At 49.7% G+C, this 17,941-nt stretch carries 13 protein-coding genes; 5 read left to right on the top strand and 8 right to left on the bottom strand.

Annotated features, from left to right (window positions below; genetic code table 11):
- Positions 1–15: 15 nt before the first annotated feature.
- Positions 16–858, top strand: a complete 843-nt coding sequence (locus tag RCH83_RS16765) for an RluA family pseudouridine synthase (protein WP_306523933.1) — start codon at positions 16–18, stop codon at positions 856–858.
- A 38-nt stretch (positions 859–896) separates the two neighbouring features.
- Here RCH83_RS16765 and RCH83_RS16760 read toward each other — a convergent pair whose 3' ends face one another.
- Both RCH83_RS16760 and RCH83_RS16755 read right to left on the bottom strand, forming a co-directional pair.
- Entirely contained in the window at positions 897–2,906 is a 2,010-nt protein-coding gene (locus tag RCH83_RS16760; protein WP_306523932.1) for a hypothetical protein, read from the bottom strand.
- 109 nt (positions 2,907–3,015) lie between these two features.
- Positions 3,016–3,993: a D-2-hydroxyacid dehydrogenase gene (locus RCH83_RS16755; protein WP_306523931.1), complete on the bottom strand. Its 978-nt coding sequence runs from the start codon at positions 3,991–3,993 to the stop codon at positions 3,016–3,018.
- A 113-nt stretch (positions 3,994–4,106) separates the two neighbouring features.
- On the opposite strand from RCH83_RS16755, the gene RCH83_RS16750 reads away from it, so the two are divergent.
- Complete coding sequence (locus RCH83_RS16750; protein WP_306523930.1) at positions 4,107–4,859, top strand: ABC transporter substrate-binding protein; 753 nt, start codon at positions 4,107–4,109, stop codon at positions 4,857–4,859.
- Here RCH83_RS16750 and RCH83_RS16745 read toward each other — a convergent pair.
- The 5 genes from RCH83_RS16745 to RCH83_RS16725 form a co-directional block, all read right to left on the bottom strand.
- On the bottom strand, positions 4,856–5,299 hold the full coding sequence (locus tag RCH83_RS16745) for a group 1 truncated hemoglobin (RefSeq protein ID WP_306523929.1): 444 nt from the start codon (positions 5,297–5,299) through the stop codon (positions 4,856–4,858). The genes RCH83_RS16750 and RCH83_RS16745 overlap by 4 nt on opposite strands.
- Positions 5,300–5,327: 28 nt before the next feature.
- Complete coding sequence (locus tag RCH83_RS16740; protein WP_306523928.1) at positions 5,328–6,152, bottom strand: DUF3034 family protein; 825 nt, start codon at positions 6,150–6,152, stop codon at positions 5,328–5,330.
- The gene (locus tag RCH83_RS16735; RefSeq protein ID WP_306523927.1) at positions 6,152–8,470 is read right to left on the bottom strand and encodes a bifunctional diguanylate cyclase/phosphodiesterase; all 2,319 of its coding nucleotides are present in this window, start codon (positions 8,468–8,470) and stop codon (positions 6,152–6,154) included. The genes RCH83_RS16740 and RCH83_RS16735 overlap by 1 nt, the downstream gene beginning before the upstream one ends.
- A gap of 274 nt (positions 8,471–8,744) precedes the next feature.
- Positions 8,745–9,338, bottom strand: a complete 594-nt coding sequence (locus RCH83_RS16730) for a cohesin domain-containing protein (protein WP_306523926.1) — start codon at positions 9,336–9,338, stop codon at positions 8,745–8,747.
- Positions 9,339–9,383: 45 nt separating this feature from the next.
- Positions 9,384–11,909, bottom strand: coding sequence for an ExeM/NucH family extracellular endonuclease (locus tag RCH83_RS16725; protein WP_306523925.1), 2,526 nt, complete (start codon positions 11,907–11,909; stop codon positions 9,384–9,386).
- A gap of 351 nt (positions 11,910–12,260) precedes the next feature.
- Here RCH83_RS16725 and RCH83_RS16720 point away from each other — a divergent pair, with 351 nt between their 5' ends.
- The 3 genes from RCH83_RS16720 to RCH83_RS16710 are packed head-to-tail and all read left to right on the top strand — an operon-like array spanning position 12,261 to position 16,825.
- A complete protein-coding gene (locus tag RCH83_RS16720) occupies positions 12,261–14,522 on the top strand; it encodes a patatin-like phospholipase family protein (RefSeq protein WP_306523924.1) in 2,262 nt (753 codons plus the stop codon).
- Between the two features lie 24 nt (positions 14,523–14,546).
- Positions 14,547–16,028 (top strand): glycerol kinase GlpK, encoded by a 1,482-nt coding sequence (glpK, locus tag RCH83_RS16715; protein WP_306523923.1) that lies wholly within the window; start codon positions 14,547–14,549, stop codon positions 16,026–16,028.
- Positions 16,022–16,825 (top strand): hypothetical protein, encoded by an 804-nt coding sequence (locus tag RCH83_RS16710; protein WP_306523922.1) that lies wholly within the window; start codon positions 16,022–16,024, stop codon positions 16,823–16,825. Before glpK ends, RCH83_RS16710 begins: the two co-directional genes overlap by 7 nt.
- A 169-nt stretch (positions 16,826–16,994) precedes the next feature.
- Here the strand turns inward: RCH83_RS16710 and RCH83_RS16705 are convergent, their stop codons facing one another.
- On the bottom strand, positions 16,995–17,753 hold the full coding sequence (locus RCH83_RS16705) for a tellurite resistance TerB family protein (RefSeq protein ID WP_373689816.1): 759 nt from the start codon (positions 17,751–17,753) through the stop codon (positions 16,995–16,997).
- Positions 17,754–17,941 lie beyond the last annotated feature (188 nt).

The following is a 17,941-nucleotide window of genomic DNA, read 5'->3' as shown; positions in this document are numbered from 1 at the left end:
TTGTATGGAAATCTGATGAAAATTAGTAAAACCATTCTGGTGGCAACACCGGGTCTGGCTGTTGATTTATTGGCCGCTGCTGTGCCTGAGTTGTCTAAAGGCCGGTTAAAAGATGCCATGAATAAAGGCGCGGTGATCTGGCGCCGTGGTAAACAAACAAAACGGCTGCGCCGGGCGCAAAGCCCGGTGGCTGCCGGTGAACAGCTTGAACTGAATTATGATGACGATTTGTTGTCGCGCCAGTGTGAAGCTGCGGTCTTACTGGCCGATGAACGCACTTTTAGCGTCTGGTACAAACCGCCTGGTATGTTGTCGCAAGGCAATGAATGGGGAGATCATCTGAGTTTATTGCGTTTTGCCGAACAACAGCTTGGTAACAGAGCTGTGTTTTTAATTCACCGGCTGGACAGAGAAGCCAGTGGTTTGTTGTTGCTGGCGCATAGTCCAAAACTTGCAGCAGCGCTGAGCCAGCTGATTGCTGGTCGACAGATGGCCAAACATTATCAGGTGCTGGTGCGTGGTAAGTTGGCCGATGAATTGCTGCACAAGGGGGTTATCGACTTGCCGCTGGATGGCAAAAAATGTGAAACCCATTTTAAGCTGGCCGGGGTGCAACCTTCAGCGCAACATACTTTGTTGGATATTCAGCTGATTAGCGGTCGTAAACACCAGATCCGTCGCCATTTTGCTGCTATAGGCCATGCGGTGATGGGCGATCCGCGTTATGGAGAACAAAATCAGGATCCGGCAGGTCTTGGTTTGCAGGCTGTTGAGCTGAGTTTTCAGTTTGCAGGCCAGCCAAAACTTTATCATTACACTTTGCCCAAAGCGCTGCGTCGTTATGCCGGCACAAACTGATGATTGCAAACCCGGATTTGCCCTTGCGGGAACCGGCCTTAAAGCTGCGGTTTTTCCAGCAGCTGTTGATTACAACTGATCCGCAGTAAATCCAGACGCAAGGCGTTGATTAAATCAGCCCTGACATCCTCGGTTTGCCAGCTGCAAGGGTTGGGCTGCAGACACTGTACCTCAACCTGATAATGGTCGGCTGTGTTTTGTTGTTCGGTGGCCTGAGCCCAGCTGAGCCAGACCAGTTCGCGGATACCAGCCAATTCCTGGACAGGCCATTGTTTGCCCAGCAAAGGGGTCAGTGCTGTTACACAACTATAAATTTTGGGTTGGGTCGGTAACTGACGCCGGATCAACGTGACAGCTGCCTGCAATTGTTGTTGCAGCGCTGCCAGTTGCTCTGGCGGGCAGCGCCAGGCCAACCATAAAGCGTCAGTGTGTACTGTATAAGCGGCCATGGCGGCCACCGGCAGTTCTTCCACCAGCTGCAGCATAGCGTCGCGTAAAATCTGTTCACCAAACTGAAATTTAAATTGTTGTGGACCAGCCAGTTGCAGCGCCTGTAACTGCAGCTGATCGGTTTTTTGTGCTTCTTTGTGTACTTTACGGGCAAATTCAGTCCAGCTGGTGGCTTGCGGTAAAGCCGGCAATTCAGGGCTTGTGTCGGTATTTGGGCGGAAAAAATGCCGCCAGGCCGCAGCAAGCAATAACAACAACACTAAACTGCCAAGGCCTGCCAGCCATAAATTCTGTTGTTGTAGCCGGGCAAGTGCTTGTTGCAACTGTTGTTTTAACTGTTGTTGGTTTAAATCATCGGTCAGCAAATCCAGCGTGTATTTTTGTTGTATGGCGGTTTGGGCAAAACGCAATGCCACCAGCTGCTGGCTAGCGTAAAATGCCTGTTGCCATTGTTGCTGGCCGGCATGCAGGCTGGCTTTCAGCTCCCAATACCTTAATTTCAGAAAGTCAGCGGCCTGTTGCAATTCTGCTTCTGCCGGCAGCGCTTTAGTTGCGGCTTGCCAATCTTGTTGGGCAACAGCAATTTCGGCCAGGGCCAGTAATAACTCCTGATACAAAGTATCGTGACCCAGCTGTGAAAACAGCTGCATGGCTTTGGTCAGCCGTTGTTTTGCCAGGGCATAGTCGTTTTGTTTCATCGCCAGTTGTGCCTGACCATAATGCACCAGCGCTATCAGATGGCTGTCATCAAGCTGCTGGGCGTCTTGCATCGCCAGCCGCAAGGTCTGAGCTGTTTTGTCAATTTCACCCAGTTGCAGATAAGTTTCTGCCAGATTGATCCTGGCGTTGACCAACAGATTCTGATGCACCGACTGCTGATACAAAGTTTCAGCCGCCTGTAAATGTTGCAGCGACAAAGGCAGCTGCGCCAGCTTGCGATAAGCCATGCCCAGGCGCATGTGAATAGAAGCCAAAGAGGTTTGTTCGTCCAGCTGTTGCGCCAATATAAGGGCGCGGCTGAGCTGACGCTGGGTCAAGGCAAAGTTATTTTGTTGCAATGCCAGCCGGCCGGCAATAAGACGGGCTTTTAATTCGGCATAAGCAAGTTGATGGGCAACGGCAATGTTGACACTGAGTTCGGCATAACGGCTGGCCTGATTCAGATTGCCAAGCTGATTGTAAGCCTGAGCAAAATTTTCATACAAACTGGCTTGTAGCTGTGGTTTTTCGATGGCAGGTACTTGCGCCAGCAATAGCTCGGCCTGCTGCAACGACTGCAAAGCATTGTTGTTATCTCTGAACAACATGCCATACACCAGGGCTTTTTGTTGCCAGGCCTGCAACTGCAGCGCCGGGTTTAAACCAGCCTCAATCGCATGATTCAGTGCATTCAGCGCCGCATCTTTGTTCTTTAATTGCAGGTAAGCAACACCCAGTTTTAACCACTGTTCGGCATCTCTTTGTGCTTCCGCGGTCTGGCTCAGTTCAGTGGCGTATTGGGCAGGATTTTGCTGGATTTTTTTCAGTTCGCCGGCAAAGTCAGCGGCAACAACCGGCAGGGCATAAAGCCATAACAATAATAATCCGTATTTTTTCATCACGGCCTCCCTGCACAGTGTGTGTTGTTCTGCAGTGTACCTGTTAGTGCACAGGGCGCCAACAGCTTTTACCTGCTATACCAGTGAATTCCAGCGTAACTTCAGTCACTTATATTGGATTGGCGGGCTCTGGCAAATTGCAGCAACGCAGCAGCTGATGTTGTTGCCAGCCGCGGATATTGTCAGCTGTTTGAATAATTAAATTCTGCATTGCCTGGCCGCTTGCCCAGGCAACATGGGGTGATAACAATAAATTCGGCACTGTTGGGTCTAATAACGGATGGTCAGCCGGGGGCGGTTCCTGTTCCAGCACATCCAATGCTGCGCCTGACAACTGATGGTTTTTCAGTGCCAAAGCCAGAGCGGCAGAATCTATCAGGCTGCCCCGCGCCGTATTCAGCACTATGGCGCCTGGTTTCAGCCAGCTTAAAGTGGTGCTGTTTAACAACTGATGATTTTCGCTGGTCGCCGGGCAATGCAAAGACAACACATCGGCCTGCTCCAGCGTCTGGCGAAAGGACAGCCGGCCTGGCCTGATACTGCTGGCATCTGGTCGTTCTGCTACCAGAATCTGCATGCCAAAAGCACGGGCCAGCGCAGCTGTCGCCTGTCCCAGACCACCAAAACCAATCACCGCAAAATTTAAACCGCTGAGCTGGCGGATAGGGTAGTCCAGCAGACAAAATTGTGGGCTCCGGCTCCAGTCGCCCCGGCGGATGGCTGCCTGATAAGGCAGGACCTGATTAACCAGCGCCAACAATAACGCCATGGTGTGTTGTGGTACTGCGTCTTTTGCATAATCCCGGGCATTACAAACCCGGATGCCGGCTGCAGTGGCCGCAGCCAGATCAATATTGTTAATGCCGGTAGCTGTCACACAAATCAGTTTTAACTGAGGTAAAGCGGCCAGGGTTTTGGCATCCAGCACCACTTTATTGACAATAGCCACTGTTGCATCAGCCAGCCGCTCTAACACCTGCAAAGGGCTGGTGTGAGGATAACAACACAAGGACAACCCTGATTGTTGTAACGGCGTTAAATCGACGCCTGGCAGACTCGCCGCATCGAGGAAGACCATTTTGTTCATCTTTCGCCCCTGTCACCGTAAAAACCTTGCTTTTACCAGATGAAACACCTATCAATAAAGGAATTTTTCCATTTTTGTCCTGTTGCTGAAATTCAGCTGGTGTTTTGGTGTAAATGACTCATCTGGCAACTTTTTTCGCTGTGTTCTGCCGTGCAGCTTTGGCATTCTTCGTGCTGCTGTTTATGACACAGGCGCAGGCAAAATCTATTGTAATAGCAGCCGGCGAGTGGCCGGGTTACACCCACGCCAATGGTTCAGGCCTTTATTTTGATATTCTGCGTGAAGCGTTAAATCAGCCGGATTTAAAAATGCATATCAGAGTCAGCAACTGGAAAAGAGCCAAACATAGCTTTCTGGCCAATCGTGCTGACATCTTAATTTGTGATTATAAAACTGAACATCCCGGTTGGTATTATCCGCGCTGGCATCTGGATTATGATCCCAGTGTAATAGTATTTAGTCTTAGTAAACTCGGCGACATCGCTGAGCTGGCGGAACAACCTGTCGGCTGGTTGCTGGGTTATGATTTTGACCAATATCTGCCGGTGCAGGTGAAAGCTTATGAAGTGGCCAGCCACACCGAAGGTTTTCAGTTATTACAGCATGGCCGGTTAAAGGCTTTTATCAGTTATCAGGTGCATGTGCCGCCAAACCTGCAGTCGCAGTTGTCTGCTATCGAGCTGCAGCAGGCGAGGGCCATGTATCCGGTGTTTCGTGATGATCTGCAAGGTCGTTTGTTAGCCAGAGCTTTTGATGAAGGTATGCTCAGGCTGTATCAATCAGGCCGGTTGAAAACTCTGTTTAACAATGCCGCTTTATATCAGCAAGCCAGATTCAGCCAAGTCGCGGAAGCTGTAAATCCCTAACGGTACACTACATCTTTGTACATCGGAGCCAATAAAGCTAACAGCTGATTTTGTGCTTTGATATCAATATTTTGTTGCTGCATCACTTTCATCAGATGGTTCACCAGGTTATCAAAGTCCGCCTGGGTGATGTGAAAACCGGTATGGCTTTCCTGCATCGTAGCGCCGCTGTATTTACAAGGGCCGCCACTGAGTTCACAAAGTTGTTCAATCAGCAGGTTGCGAAACCTTGGAATATCAGTGTCCTGAAAATGATGCACAATTTGCCGGTCTTGTTCAATTTCAACAAGCAGGCCATCCACCAGTTGTTCCAGGCCAGCTTTGGCGCCAAGCTTCTGATATAGTTCATCTTTTGCCAACGGCGTCTGGCTGCAGGCTGTGATGCTGAGGCAAAACGTCAGGCAATAAGCCAGACGCCAAAGCTTTGCGTGAGATGTCATACTGTTTTCCTGTTCTGTGTGAAGTCGTTTACCATGTTGCTTCCAGCGCCAGATAATAACCTTGCTGCTCTGCAAAACCGGCAATACGGCCAAGGTCGACATAACCGCCCACCAGACTGAAATTTTTATTAATAAACCAGGCGGCAAAAATATCGCGCCAGTGCTGCTCATCGGCAAAAGCCAGTTGATTTGGTTTTTGCCGGAATTCCACCCCAAGCGCCAGTTGTGGTGTCAGCATTACAGCGGCTGAAGTTTCAACTAAATATTGATAACTGTTGTCGTTGTGACTGCCAAAACCTAATAAACCAATCTGGTTGGCTCTGCTGGCGCGCACTGTGGCATTAAGCAACAGGTTCCGGCCTGCCACAGCGGCAAAATACACTTTACTGGCGGCGAGGTAATAATCGATATCATCATCGTCATGGGCGCCAACAGCAGAGGGCAGTGCAAAATTACGGTGTTTTTTATACTGAATGCCAGCGCTGAGTTGTGGCAGCTGGCTGTATAACAGTTCACCGGCGATATGGTATTTCAGCCCTATCACATCCTGTTGTAACTCACCACCCAGCGTATCGAGATCAAACTGTTGTCTGGTATAAGACAGCTCCCACTGATTGTTATAACTGGCGGCCATGCCATAAGTGTGCAGGCTGAAATCATCAACCCCAACATTATTGTTAAAAGCAATTACAGACCACTGATCGCTGCTGGCATAACCATTAATCACAGCCCAGGGCACAATGCCTCCGCCGGCAGCACCTTCAATGCTGCTGGCGCCGCCCGTTGCTATCACTTTGCTGCCAGCCTGAGCGGGCAATGCCAGCGCCAGCAAGCACAAAACTGCATATTTCATCAGGCATTCTCCTCAAATAAACTGGATTGTTGTAAAGGAAATTGCAGCAACCACTGATAAAAAGCTTCAGCAGTTAAAGGTTTGGAAAAATAATATCCCTGTACCTTGTCGATGCCATGTTGTTGCAGTTTTGCCAGCCCCTGTTGGTTTTCCAACCCTTCGGCTGTGACCAGTAAGCCCAGACCATGCGCCAGCTGGGTGGTGGCGGCCACTATCAGTTCATCATTCTGATTGTGTTCAATTTCTTTGACAAAAGCCCGGTCAATTTTTACCTCATGCACCGGCAGCTGTTTAATATAAGCCAAAGACGACTGACCAGTGCCAAAGTCATCAATAGCCAGTTCAATACCCATGGTGCGCAGTTCTCCGAGGATCTGAATGACTTTTAGCGGTTCCTGCATCACAGCGCCTTCGGTCACTTCAAGCGCCAACGAGCTGGCGTTTAAACCAAACTGCTGCAGTTTGGTTGCCAATAAAGCCGGTAACTCAGGGTTGGTTAAATCATTGGCCGACAGGTTAATAGCAACCTGCATTTGAATTTGTTGTTGTTGCCATTGCGCCAGTTGCGCCATTACCTGATCGATCATCCAGTGTGTCACCAGTGCAATCAGGCCGGAATGTTCTGCCAGCCGGATAAATTCATCGGGTGGAATAAAACCCAGCTCCGGATGTTGCCAGCGGATCAGCGCTTCGGCACTGTGGCAACGTCGTTGTTGCAGTTCCACCTTGGGCTGATACACCACAAACATCTGGCCGCTTTGTAAAGATAAAGGTAAGTCGCGCAAGATAGTGAGTTCACGCTGGTGGCTTTCATCCTGCCCACTCTGATACCAGGCCAGATGATCGGCCTGACGTTTGGCGTGCATCATGGCAATATCAACCCGTCTTAACGCATCGCCGGCCGTGACATTGTCGCTGGCAACAGGCGCATAAAAGGCCAGTGCCAGCGTCAGATTCAGGCTGGAGTCCTGTAACTTAAAATCCAGCGATAACTGTTGTTGTGCGGCTTGCAGCAGCTCTTTTGTCAGCAGGCGCTGATGTAATAATAAAAACTCATCACCGCCAAGCCTGGCGATCAACAAAGGTTTTAACATCGACGTTTCCAGCCTTTTGGCCAGCTGCTGCAACAATAAATCACCGTTCTGATAACCAAAGGTGTCGTTGATATGTTTAAAGTCTTTGATATTGACCAGCAGCAGCTGTGCTTGGGGCAATTTTAACAATTCAGGCAGTTGCAGCTCAGCCAGACTGCGGTTGGCAAGGCCGGTCAGGCCATCATGTTGTGACTGATATAAAATCAGTTGTTCCCTTTTGCTGATATCCAGTTGCATACGGCGCAGTGTCTGACTTAACAAACCTACTTCCCCTTTATGCACTGCAGGGGCGTCGGCTTGTAAACCCTGACCAATACGGCGGGCAAATTCGCTCAGTTGTTTGAGCGGATGCGTGATACTGCGGGCAACGATATAAGCCAGCACCAAAGCCAGCGATAACCCCAGGCCAAAAATGACCAGCAGCTGCGCTCTGGCTTGCAGGTAATTTTCACGCCAGCGTATGGTTGGCAAATGCAAATAGGCAAAAAGTTGTTGATGTTGATCCAGCGCCACCGCCTGATTTAAATAAGCCGGGATGCTGTCGGCAAAAGTATCTGAAGTCAGCTGCTGGCTGGCTGTTGCCAGCTCAGCTGCTTGTGGTAATGGTATGGTGGCGGCCAGTGGCACCAGCTGGTCAGCCTGATGGCGCTGAAAACTGATATCCAGCTCTGTGACCCCTTTTATTTGTGCCGCCAGTTGTTGATCCAGTTTAAACCCCATCCCCACCCAGGCGATTAACTGGGGCGCCAGTACTGGTGCCATCACCAGCTGATAAGCGTCTTCGCCCAGCAGAACTATGTCGGTGTAACCATTGCGGCCACTTTGTTTAATTTGCTGATACAAATCGCTGATTTGTTGTTGTGCTATCTGGTTCTGCGTGCTGGCCAGCAATTCACCGGCAGGGGACAGCAGCATACCTATGCTGGCATCAATACGGTCACCATGATTTTCCAGCACTGAGCTGATGGTGTCCTGCTCTGAGGTTGCGACTGCACGGCGAAAACCAAAATCGCTGGCCACAATACGCACTGAGGTATTGAGCTGTTCGGATCTATTGCTGAGCAGTTGCTGGAACACTTTGGTGGCAACCGAAAGACTTTGTTGTGCTTCGCTGTAATTATCACGTTTCATCGCACTTAAAGTGGCGACTGCAATAGCAACTGTCATCAGGCTTAATAAACCCGTGAACAGAATAATCAGGCGAACACGTAAAGAGTCAAACATGAGACCTCGTCGGACTGGTATGTTTTGCTGAGGTGGAGAATATCATAATGGGGACGGCAGCTGCGAACATCTGTGCTGTTTCAGTAGCTTAGTGTTAAGTTGTTTAACAATAGGCGTTGAAGGCCATGCTTTCAACGGGGACGGGATGAAACTTGGAAAAATTGCCGGCTTTTGGCAAAAAGTGGCCTTTAACCGGATAACAAAAAGGGAATTTGGCTTATCAACAGCATAAAAAAGCCGCCCTAAGGCGGCTGATTAAGAGTTCAGGCAAAGATTAACGACGGCGTAAACGCAACATCAGCAGCAGTGCCGGCAGCACCAGCCAGGCGGTGGTCGGAGCTGAGACTGCAGTGACCTGATCACCAATCTGTACCAGAGCCTGATCTGCGCGCACTTCCATATCGAGATATGGCATGTTGCCTACAGGTTCATACACCACATTGGCCGAGCCCAGTTGCAGCTTCGCTAAGCCGTTTTTCAGCGCAGTAAAGCTGATGCTGGCTAAACGGAAGTTATTGCCAGGCTGCACGGCACGTAAATCTGCCATATCTTCAGTGGAAAAACCAAAATACAGTTCCCACAAGTCCAGCTGACCACCATTGGCAAAAAAATCGCGATCGCTGCCAACAGCTGGGATGCTGAGGAAATCGCCAAAACTGACATTTTGCAGTTGTAATAACTGAGTGTTAAACAACAGGCTGGCATCAAAACCTGTTACCAGATCCTGAATATCGCTGAGCCACAATTCAGCAGTAACAGTGTCACCCACTTCATATTGGTTTTGGTCCAGCTGAATATTGATGATAGTGGCCTGGCTTTGCAGTGAAAACAGCAGCGCTGCGGCGGCAAATAAAGTTTTAAACATCATTTTTTAATTCCTGTTTGTAAATGGCACATTTAGTAAATGGCGCTGTTAGTAAATGGCACAACGGGCATAGGTGCACAGCGCAGTCATGGCGCGGGCATCCAGCAAATTCACTTTGCCATCTTTGTTAAAGTCATAAATCAGCGGTAATACAGCGCCGGTGCGCAGCAGGTTGTTAAACAGGCTGATATCTTTGTTGTCGACATCACCGTCTTTATCGAAGTCGGCCGGATTGTCGGTTTTCAGCGCCAGCTCAATCACCACAGGATCATGGTCAGATGAACGGAACTGGGTTGGCTGATACAAATCGTTTTGTTGTTGCAGCGTTTTGTTTTCAACGTTGTAGTCGAACAGGATAGGTTCGTCAGCATTGATATGCCATTCAGTGGCATAAGTCACCTGAGAAGATAAGTTTGTGCTGGCAAGCGCATGGTCTAAATAACCACTTTCACCGCTGAACACATAACCATAACCATGGCTGCCCTGATATTTACCCACTAAGTCGATAAAACCGTTGCTGACAAAAGCGTGGATTGGATCTTCTTTGGCGTAAGAGTTTAAGTCACCAATCACCAGCACATCTTTATCGGCAGAACCTGTTGGGTTAGTGGCAAGCCAGGTCATCAGCTCGTTGGCAGCCTGCACCCTGGTAGCATTCCAGCAGCTCTGACCGTCTTTAAAATCACGATCCGGATTGGTGCTGCCGCTTGGACAACCGCCTTTTGATTTAAAGTGGTTCACGGCCAGCGTAAAGACTTCGTTGTTTGACAGTTGTTTAAAGGTCTGTACCAGTGGCTGACGGTTGCCATAAGCAAAGACACCAGTGTTATTAGTGACAGCTGCACCCAAAGGCGCCACTTTGGCGGTTTTGTAAATCAGACCCACGGCAATTTCGTCACTGCCAAGCAGGTTTAAGCCTGGCACCTGGGCAAACTGATACACAGTGCTGCCAAGACGCTGATTCAGTTTGCTGACTAAATCAACAATGGCGCTGCTGGCGGCATAACCATCGTTTTCAATTTCCATTAAACCAACCACATCGGCATCCAAAGCGGCCAGAGCGGCAATCACTTTGTCTGACTGACGTTCAAACTCTGCCACTGAACTGGCACCACGTGAGGTTGGGAAACCAGCACCAGCGCCGTCACCGTTAAAATAATTCAGCACGTTAAAACTGGCGACTTTTAAAGTGCCGGTATTTTTCAGCGGTGCTTGTTCGGTGCGTGGGTTGGTGTTTAACAGTTGTGGTGCGCTGACCGGTAATAAACGCCAGGCACTGAAGCTGTAATCCAGGGTGCCACGCAGATTGCTGAAGCTGTCACCACTACGTACCGGGTTTTGCATGGTCAGGCCAGGAGCTGGGTAAAGAATGTTGGCCGGGTTTTTGCCGTTTTGCAGGTCATCCAGCACAATTTTATTCCGACGGTTCTGGTCGCTCAGTGCCACAGCTTCGGCGCTGCCCGGGCGATACAGATTGGTTGGGGTAAATAACCGCTCTGAGGCCAAAGTCAGCTCGCCATAAGTGCCGAGGTTGTAAGTATCGACCACAGTCAGAGTCTGGTTAAATTCAACCTGCATACTCTCCATGTTTTCCCACTGGCTCAGGTTGCTGACAGGTAAAGTCACGCTCAGCGCAGCAATAGTTTCACCGACACCACAGTCCAGCAGGGCAGTGCTGCGTTTTAATTGGGTTTTCGTGAAAAACTCTTCCACTACACCCTGCACCCGCACTTTTTGACCTGGTTGTGGGTAATCAGTCACACCGCTGTTGTAGATAAAAATTGCTTCTGAGGTATTGGCGTCAGCGTCTTGATCTGCGGCTTCTTCCTGTACAAAAAAGCCATTTGCTGTTGGCAGCACCTGAGTGACCACAGCTTCAATAATATGGGTTTTACCTACTTCAGCTGATACGGCAGTTGCGCCCTGGATCAGGCTGATTTTGCTGGCGGCGTCACCACAGCTGCCTAAGGCCGGGGTTGGCACCGGCTCTTCTGGCTCTGGTTCAGTGCCACCACCGGTACCACCGGCATGGCTGCCCAGGTTGCTGTAAGTATTGGCGGCAAAACCGTCCCACTCAGCGGCCGGGTCAAAAGCATCGTCAGCTACATTATCACCTTTGCCGATGCTGCTTTTACGCACGAGGGTAGTGTCCAGCGTTTTGACTGTGCTGCCCCAGGTTGTGCCAGGATCCAGACCAATCTGGCCAATCACGTCCAGTAAGGTGGTGCCTTTATATAAAGCAACGGCGTCATCACCGTTAAAGTTGCCCGAGCCCAGTGTCAGGCTGGCTGAACTTTGTTTGTCTTTTAAAGCTTGTTCTGCACTGGTATCGACCAGCACCAGCACTGACTTTGCTGCCACCTGGCCAGACAAATTGATGGTTTTGCCAGCAGTGACAGCACCATTGGAAAACACTTTGATGGAATAACCGGATAAATCCAGCGCGGTTTCGGCCGGATTATAAATTTCCAGCGCTTTATTGTTTGAAGTACCTTCTACATATTCCGAAAAAAACGGTTCTGCCTGAAGTGTCGGCGCCAGTAACGCCGGCAGCAGGAGCATTTTAATGTTCATAGGGTTTCCATGACTGAAATTGTTGGGCTTGGCTGTTGTTAAAATTTGCCGCAATTTGTAGCTAAAGTTGGGCAAAAAATAGCTGTTTTTTATTTAGCTGCTGCACGTTAGAGAATATTTATGACAATTTCAATAAAGACTAATGAATCTTTCTGAAACCTTTACATGCTTTTGTAAAATTAGCTGACATTTTTTGCGGTAAATAGTTGATTTACTGGACGGATCAGTCAGCTAAAAAAATTTAAATTTTTTTTCAGTTTTCCCGCTGCAGATCAACTTGACGGGCAGACAGCAATTGGCAGAAGGTGAGGGCTCCGCTAAGCTGGAGCAATCATGCATAAGGGATTGATGATGAAGCTTATTTTTCCCATTTTTTTATTGCTGTTGTGTCTGTCGCTGCAGCTTTTTGCGGCACAACCAACAAGTGGTCCTTGTGCCGTTGTGAAAAACCGGCCTTGTATTGCTTTGGTGTTGGGTGGGGGGGGCGCCCGCGGTGGTGCCCATGTTGGCGTGCTAAAACAGCTTGAGTTACAGCAAGTGCCGGTGGATTTGATAGTGGGCACCAGCATAGGTGCTTATGTGGGCGGTTTATATGCGCAAGGGCACAGCCCGGCAGCTATTGAAAAAATGCTGCTTCACACTGACTGGGGGTTAGGTTTTCGCGACAGAGTGGTGCGTGACGAAATGCCGGTGCGGCGTAAACAACAAAAAGATGATTTTCCCATCAATCTGGATATAGGTGTTGATGCCTCTGGTGTGAAGTTGCCCAAGGGGGTATTGCATGGTCAGTCGATGGCAGCCCTTATTCGTCACGCTTATGGGGTGGTGCCTGAGCTTGCCAGTTTTGACGGGCTGGCCATTCCGTTTCGGGCTGTTGCCACCAATCTGGTGAACAGAGCTGAAGTGGTATTAGACCATGGCAGTTTATTGCAGGCGGTGCAGGCCTCTATGTCTATTCCGGGTGTGGTGCGGCCAATGGAATTAAACGGCCTCTGGCTGGTGGATGGTGGAGTAGCCAATAACCTGCCTGTCAGTGTGGCCAAGGCCCTTGGTGCCGACAGAGTGATAGCTGTTGCGATAGACGCACCTTTACTGGAACAAGATGAACTGAACAGCGCAGTGGCCATCACCGAGCAGCTGACCAGTTTTTTAGTGCGTGAAGCAGTAGAGCGCCAACTGGCCCTGTTGGAGCCGTGTGATATTTTACTCAAACCCAAACTGGAGCAGATTGGTACTTTAGAATTTGAACGTATTGCTGAAGCGATTCGCGCAGGTTTTGTTAATGCCAAGGCGCAGCAGCAGGCTTTTGCTGCGTTAAGCCAACCAGAAATTTATGCCGGCTGGCGGCAACAACACCGGCAAAAACGTCAGCTGCCGCTTAAGTTATCAGGGGTTGAGCTCGACAACCAAACAGCGCTGGCTGATGAAGTGTTATTAAAAAGGCTGGATTTAACTCCAGGACAATTATTAAGCAAAGATGAACTAAGTCAGGCGCTGCACCGGGTGTATGGCCTGGACACTATGGAACGGGTTAGTTCCAACTTACAGCGTAAAGCTGATGGCCAACAGTTGCTACAGGTGCAGGCGCTGGAAAAAAGCTGGGGTCCTGCCTATCTGAACTTTCGTTTGCAGTTGCAGGACGATTTTCGTAATACTCACAATTATCAGCTGGCGGCTTCTTATTTATGGACAGGGCTTTCACCTTATGGTGCAGAGTGGCAAACAGATATTGCCCTTGGCACCGACAAAAATCTGCAAACTGAATTGTATTGGCCTTTGGCAGCTTCCGGTTTTTATACCGCCGCCAGATTGGCGCAACAGCGCACTGTGCTTGGTTTGGAGAGTGATCAGGGGTTGTCGGATGGTGAATTGACCAACTCAGAGTTGTTGTTAAGTTCGGAATTGGGTTATGAGTTGTCCGACCACAGCAGAATGAGTCTGGCTTTATTACAAAAAGACGGCCAATACATTTTGCCGGCCGGTGTGGCGGCAACGCTTGGTTTTAATTCGTTTTCTTACCTGCGACGTGGTGTGGCCAGCAGCTGGTCCTGGGATAATCTGGACAGTGTCAGTTTCCCAAGCCGGGGTTTAAAACTGGATCTGACAGTGCAGCGGATGCAAGACAATGTATTCCAAAGCCGCACTCGTAGTGTCAGTTCGATGTTGCAGCTGCAGGGCGCACGGCGTTTTGGCACCCATGTGCTGCGCAGCAGGCTGCGCTGGGATACTTTTAATGGTGATGCCGGTGTGCTGGCGCTGGAGCAGTATTCGCTGGGTGGTTTATTAAATTTGTCCGGTTACCCCAAAGCTTATTTGTTTGGTTCTGAAGTGCGTTTTGGCAGTCTGGTGTATTTGTATCAGCTGAATGACAGTAAATTTAGTTTTTTTAACGCACCATTTTATCTGGGCGCTTCGCTGGAGCGGGGTGCTGTATATCAGCCAAGGTTTAACCGTGCTGATGGTGTTGCAGGTGCAGGCTGGATTTGGGCCGGCAGTATTTTTGCCGGTTGGGACAGCCCTTTTGGCCCTTTATATCTGGGTTATGGCCAGGCACAAGCCACTACAGAACAACAACCTTATCGTTTTTATTTGTCTTTGGGACAAACCTTTTAACTGGCTTTGGCTACAGGAGTTGTGATGCAACAGGTGATGTTGGCGCTGGATCAGGGCACTTCGTCCAGCCGGGCTTTGTTATTTAATCAACAAGGTGAAGTGCTGGCAGAGGCGCAGCAGGAGCTCAATTGCCAATATCCATCGCAAGGTTGGGTAGAGCAGGACGCCGAACATATCTGGTTGTCGGTGCTGAAAGTATGCCGTGATGTGCTTAAACAAGCCGAGCAACTGCAATTGCAGGTGGTGGGGCTTGGCATCAGCAATCAGCGCGAAACCACAGTGGCCTGGCATAAAACCACAGGACAAGTACTGGCGCCCGCTATTGTCTGGCAAGACAGGCGCACTGCTGATGATTGTGCTGCGCTTAAAGCGCAGGGCCACGCCACTCTGGTACAACAAAAAACCGGACTGGAGCTGGACCCGTATTTTTCAGCCAGCAAAATCAATTGGTTGCTCAAGCACAATACTGCTGTGCAACAAGAGGCGGCGGCAAAACAACTTTGTGTTGGCACCATCGACTGTTTTTTATTATGGCGCCTGACAGGTGGTGCTGTGTTTGCCACCGACAGTAGCAATGCCAGTCGCACTATGTTGTTTAATATCAATAGTCTGCAATGGGATGGCGAGTTACTTGCGCTGTTTAACGTGCCGGAGCATTGTTTGCCAGAGGTAAAACAAAGTGCTGATTTTTATGGCCTTTGTGCAGAAACTGTTTTAGGTGTTGCTTTGCCCATTCTGGCGCTGGTTGGCGATCAGCAGGCAGCGGCTATAGGGCAGGGTTGTGTCAGCCAGGGCGCGTTAAAAAGTACCTATGGTACCGGCTGTTTTGCCTTACTGAATACCGGCGATAAACCGCTTTTTTCCAACAACAGGTTGTTGACCACTGTGGCCAGCACAGTGCAGGGCCAAACCCAATATGCGCTGGAAGGCGCTATTTTTGTGGCCGGTGCTGCAGTGAAATGGCTGCGCGACCAGCTGGGCGTGATTCAGTGTGCCAGTGAAACTGAAACTCTGGCCGCTGGGCTTCTGGATAACGGCGGTGTGTATTTAGTACCGGCTTTTACCGGTTTAGCCGCGCCTTATTGGCGCGCCGATGTGCGTGCAGCTTTGGTGGGTATGACGCTTGGCACCGGCAAGGCACAACTGGCAAGGGCGGCGCTTGAAGCAGTGGTGTATCAAACCGCTGATTTATTAGCGGCGATGCAAGCCGATGGCGCCAAAGTAACGGCGCTGAAAGTGGATGGCGGCATGGTGGTGAATAGCTGGTTTTGCCAATATCTGGCAGACATGCTGAATGTGCCTGTGCTCAGGCCTGCTTCAGCCGAAACCTCAGCTTATGGCGCTGCGCTGCTTGCTGGTATTGCCCATGGCTGGTACGCCAATTTAGCGGCAACAGCAGCTTTGCCAAGGCCACTGCAACGTTTTGAACCCAGAATGACAGACACAGAGCGGCAACAATTGCTGCTGGCCTGGCACAAGGCAGTCGCTCAGGTGCTGGCATGTTAAAAAAGTATCTGCAGCAAATAAAAGATGGCAAATCAGTGCATTACACTAAATTATTGCAGTTGTTGCCGCCTGGTTTTTATCAGCGCCGTAGTGAACTTTTTAAAGTAAAAGCCACTGGCGCCGGCAAATGGTTGCTGACGGTACTGGACGAGCAGTTGTTTGAGCAGTTATGGCAAAGTGCTTTGGCACCTGCCGACCGGCAAACCGCCAGTTTGCAGGGCAACTCGCACAATTCGGTCACTTCTTATTGTTATTTGCTGCTGTATCACAATGCACTTCAAAGCCCAAGACCCGATCTGGTGCTGGCCAGCAATAATCCGGATGGTTCAGCGAATATTTCGCAAGGTTATCAGCCAAAAAATACGCTGCTGCTGATTGAAAACGAAGAAAATTTCTTTTGTTATCCCAAAGTGTTGCAGTTAACCAACCAGATGCTGGCGTTGTCGTTAAATCTGGATAACTGTGATGTGGCTTTGGCGGCGGGCTCCCGTATTGGCTCGGCGTTATTAACCGGCTGGCTGGCGCAATATAACCAGATTTATTGTGCTTTTGATTTTGACGCCGCCGGCCTTGAAGTCTTTGATACTTTGCAAAAAAAGTACGGTGATAAAGTGCAGTTTGTGGTGGCGCCTGATTTAACACCCTGGCTTGCCGGTTTTAAATATCAGCCCAAACAAAAAACGCAACTTGAAAAGGCCATCACACTGGCGGCAAAACATCGTTTATTTGGCCTTGAGGCGGCGTTTTTGCAAAGCAAACATTTTCTGGAGCAGGAAGTGTTATTGGCGCAGATTTAGCTGATTTGTCAGGAAGTTGTGCTGCTGGGTTGCGTCGGATTTTTGGGGTAGATTTTTTGGGGGCATCGGGTATTGATCCGCCATTTTTTGACATCTACCGCCTGACCACAATAAAAATAACAAAGGCGGCGTTGCGGTGCAAAACGCCGCCCTTGTTAGATAAGCAAAGTTATGAGCGCATCGCTTGCTGCACTTCAGCCACTTGTGCTCTTAAACTTTGTTGCAGTTCTGCCGGTAATTGCAGCTGACGCGCCAGCTCCTGCAAATAAGATTTTTCCATAAAGTTTTCTTCGTCCACCACCAGTACACTGGCTAAAAACATTTCGCTGGCCATGGCCTGATCTGTGGCATAACGGGCAATTTCAGCAGGATCCAAAGGTTTTTGCAGCTCGGCGTCAAACCACTGCTGCACGCTGTGGTCATGGGTGATTTTGGCAATTTCACCGTCAATCAGCTGCCGCTCTTTAGCATCAATATGACCATCGGCTTTGGCGGCAGCAATTAAAGCCACCAAAATGGCTTTGCTATGGGCTTCCTGCACCGGGGCTGGCAATTGCTCCAGCGGCTGCACTGATGCTGCATGTCCTGTATTGGCAGCAGTGGCCGGTTGCTGTTGCTGGTAATTCTGGTAGGCCTTATAAGCAAGGGCGCCAAGAGCCGCCAAACCGCCATAAGTCAGCACAGTGCCACCCATTTTGCGGCCACTTTTACTGCCAAGTAATAAACCCAAGGCACCACCGGCCAGTGCTGCACCAGCTTTGCCCGACAAGGCGCCAGCTAAAGATCCCGGCAATAACGACGACAGCTGCGAGCTGAGATCTGAGCCGCTTTGCTTTTGTGTGGTGTGCTGTGAATGCTGTGCTGACGAATGCGACGAATATTGAGACGTCGAATAACCGCTCTGGCTGCTGCTTTTGCCTTGCAACATTTCTGCACCAGAACGAAATAATTGATCCAGCAGGCTTTTGGTATTCATAACAGCTCCTTGTAACAAGGCAGCTTTGATGGGTAAAAGTGCCTTTGATAAATAAATGATGTTGTTGCCAATAGGCTGTGTTTGACCAACCCAGTTTGCAAACATAGCCACAGTCCACAAACTGAGCCCGGAAACACAGT

Origin of the sequence: Rheinheimera sp., assembly GCF_030824435.1 — a bacterium.
Taxonomy (GTDB): Bacteria; Pseudomonadota; Gammaproteobacteria; order Enterobacterales; family Alteromonadaceae; genus Pararheinheimera.
This window is presented reverse-complemented; position numbering and strand designations above follow the sequence as displayed.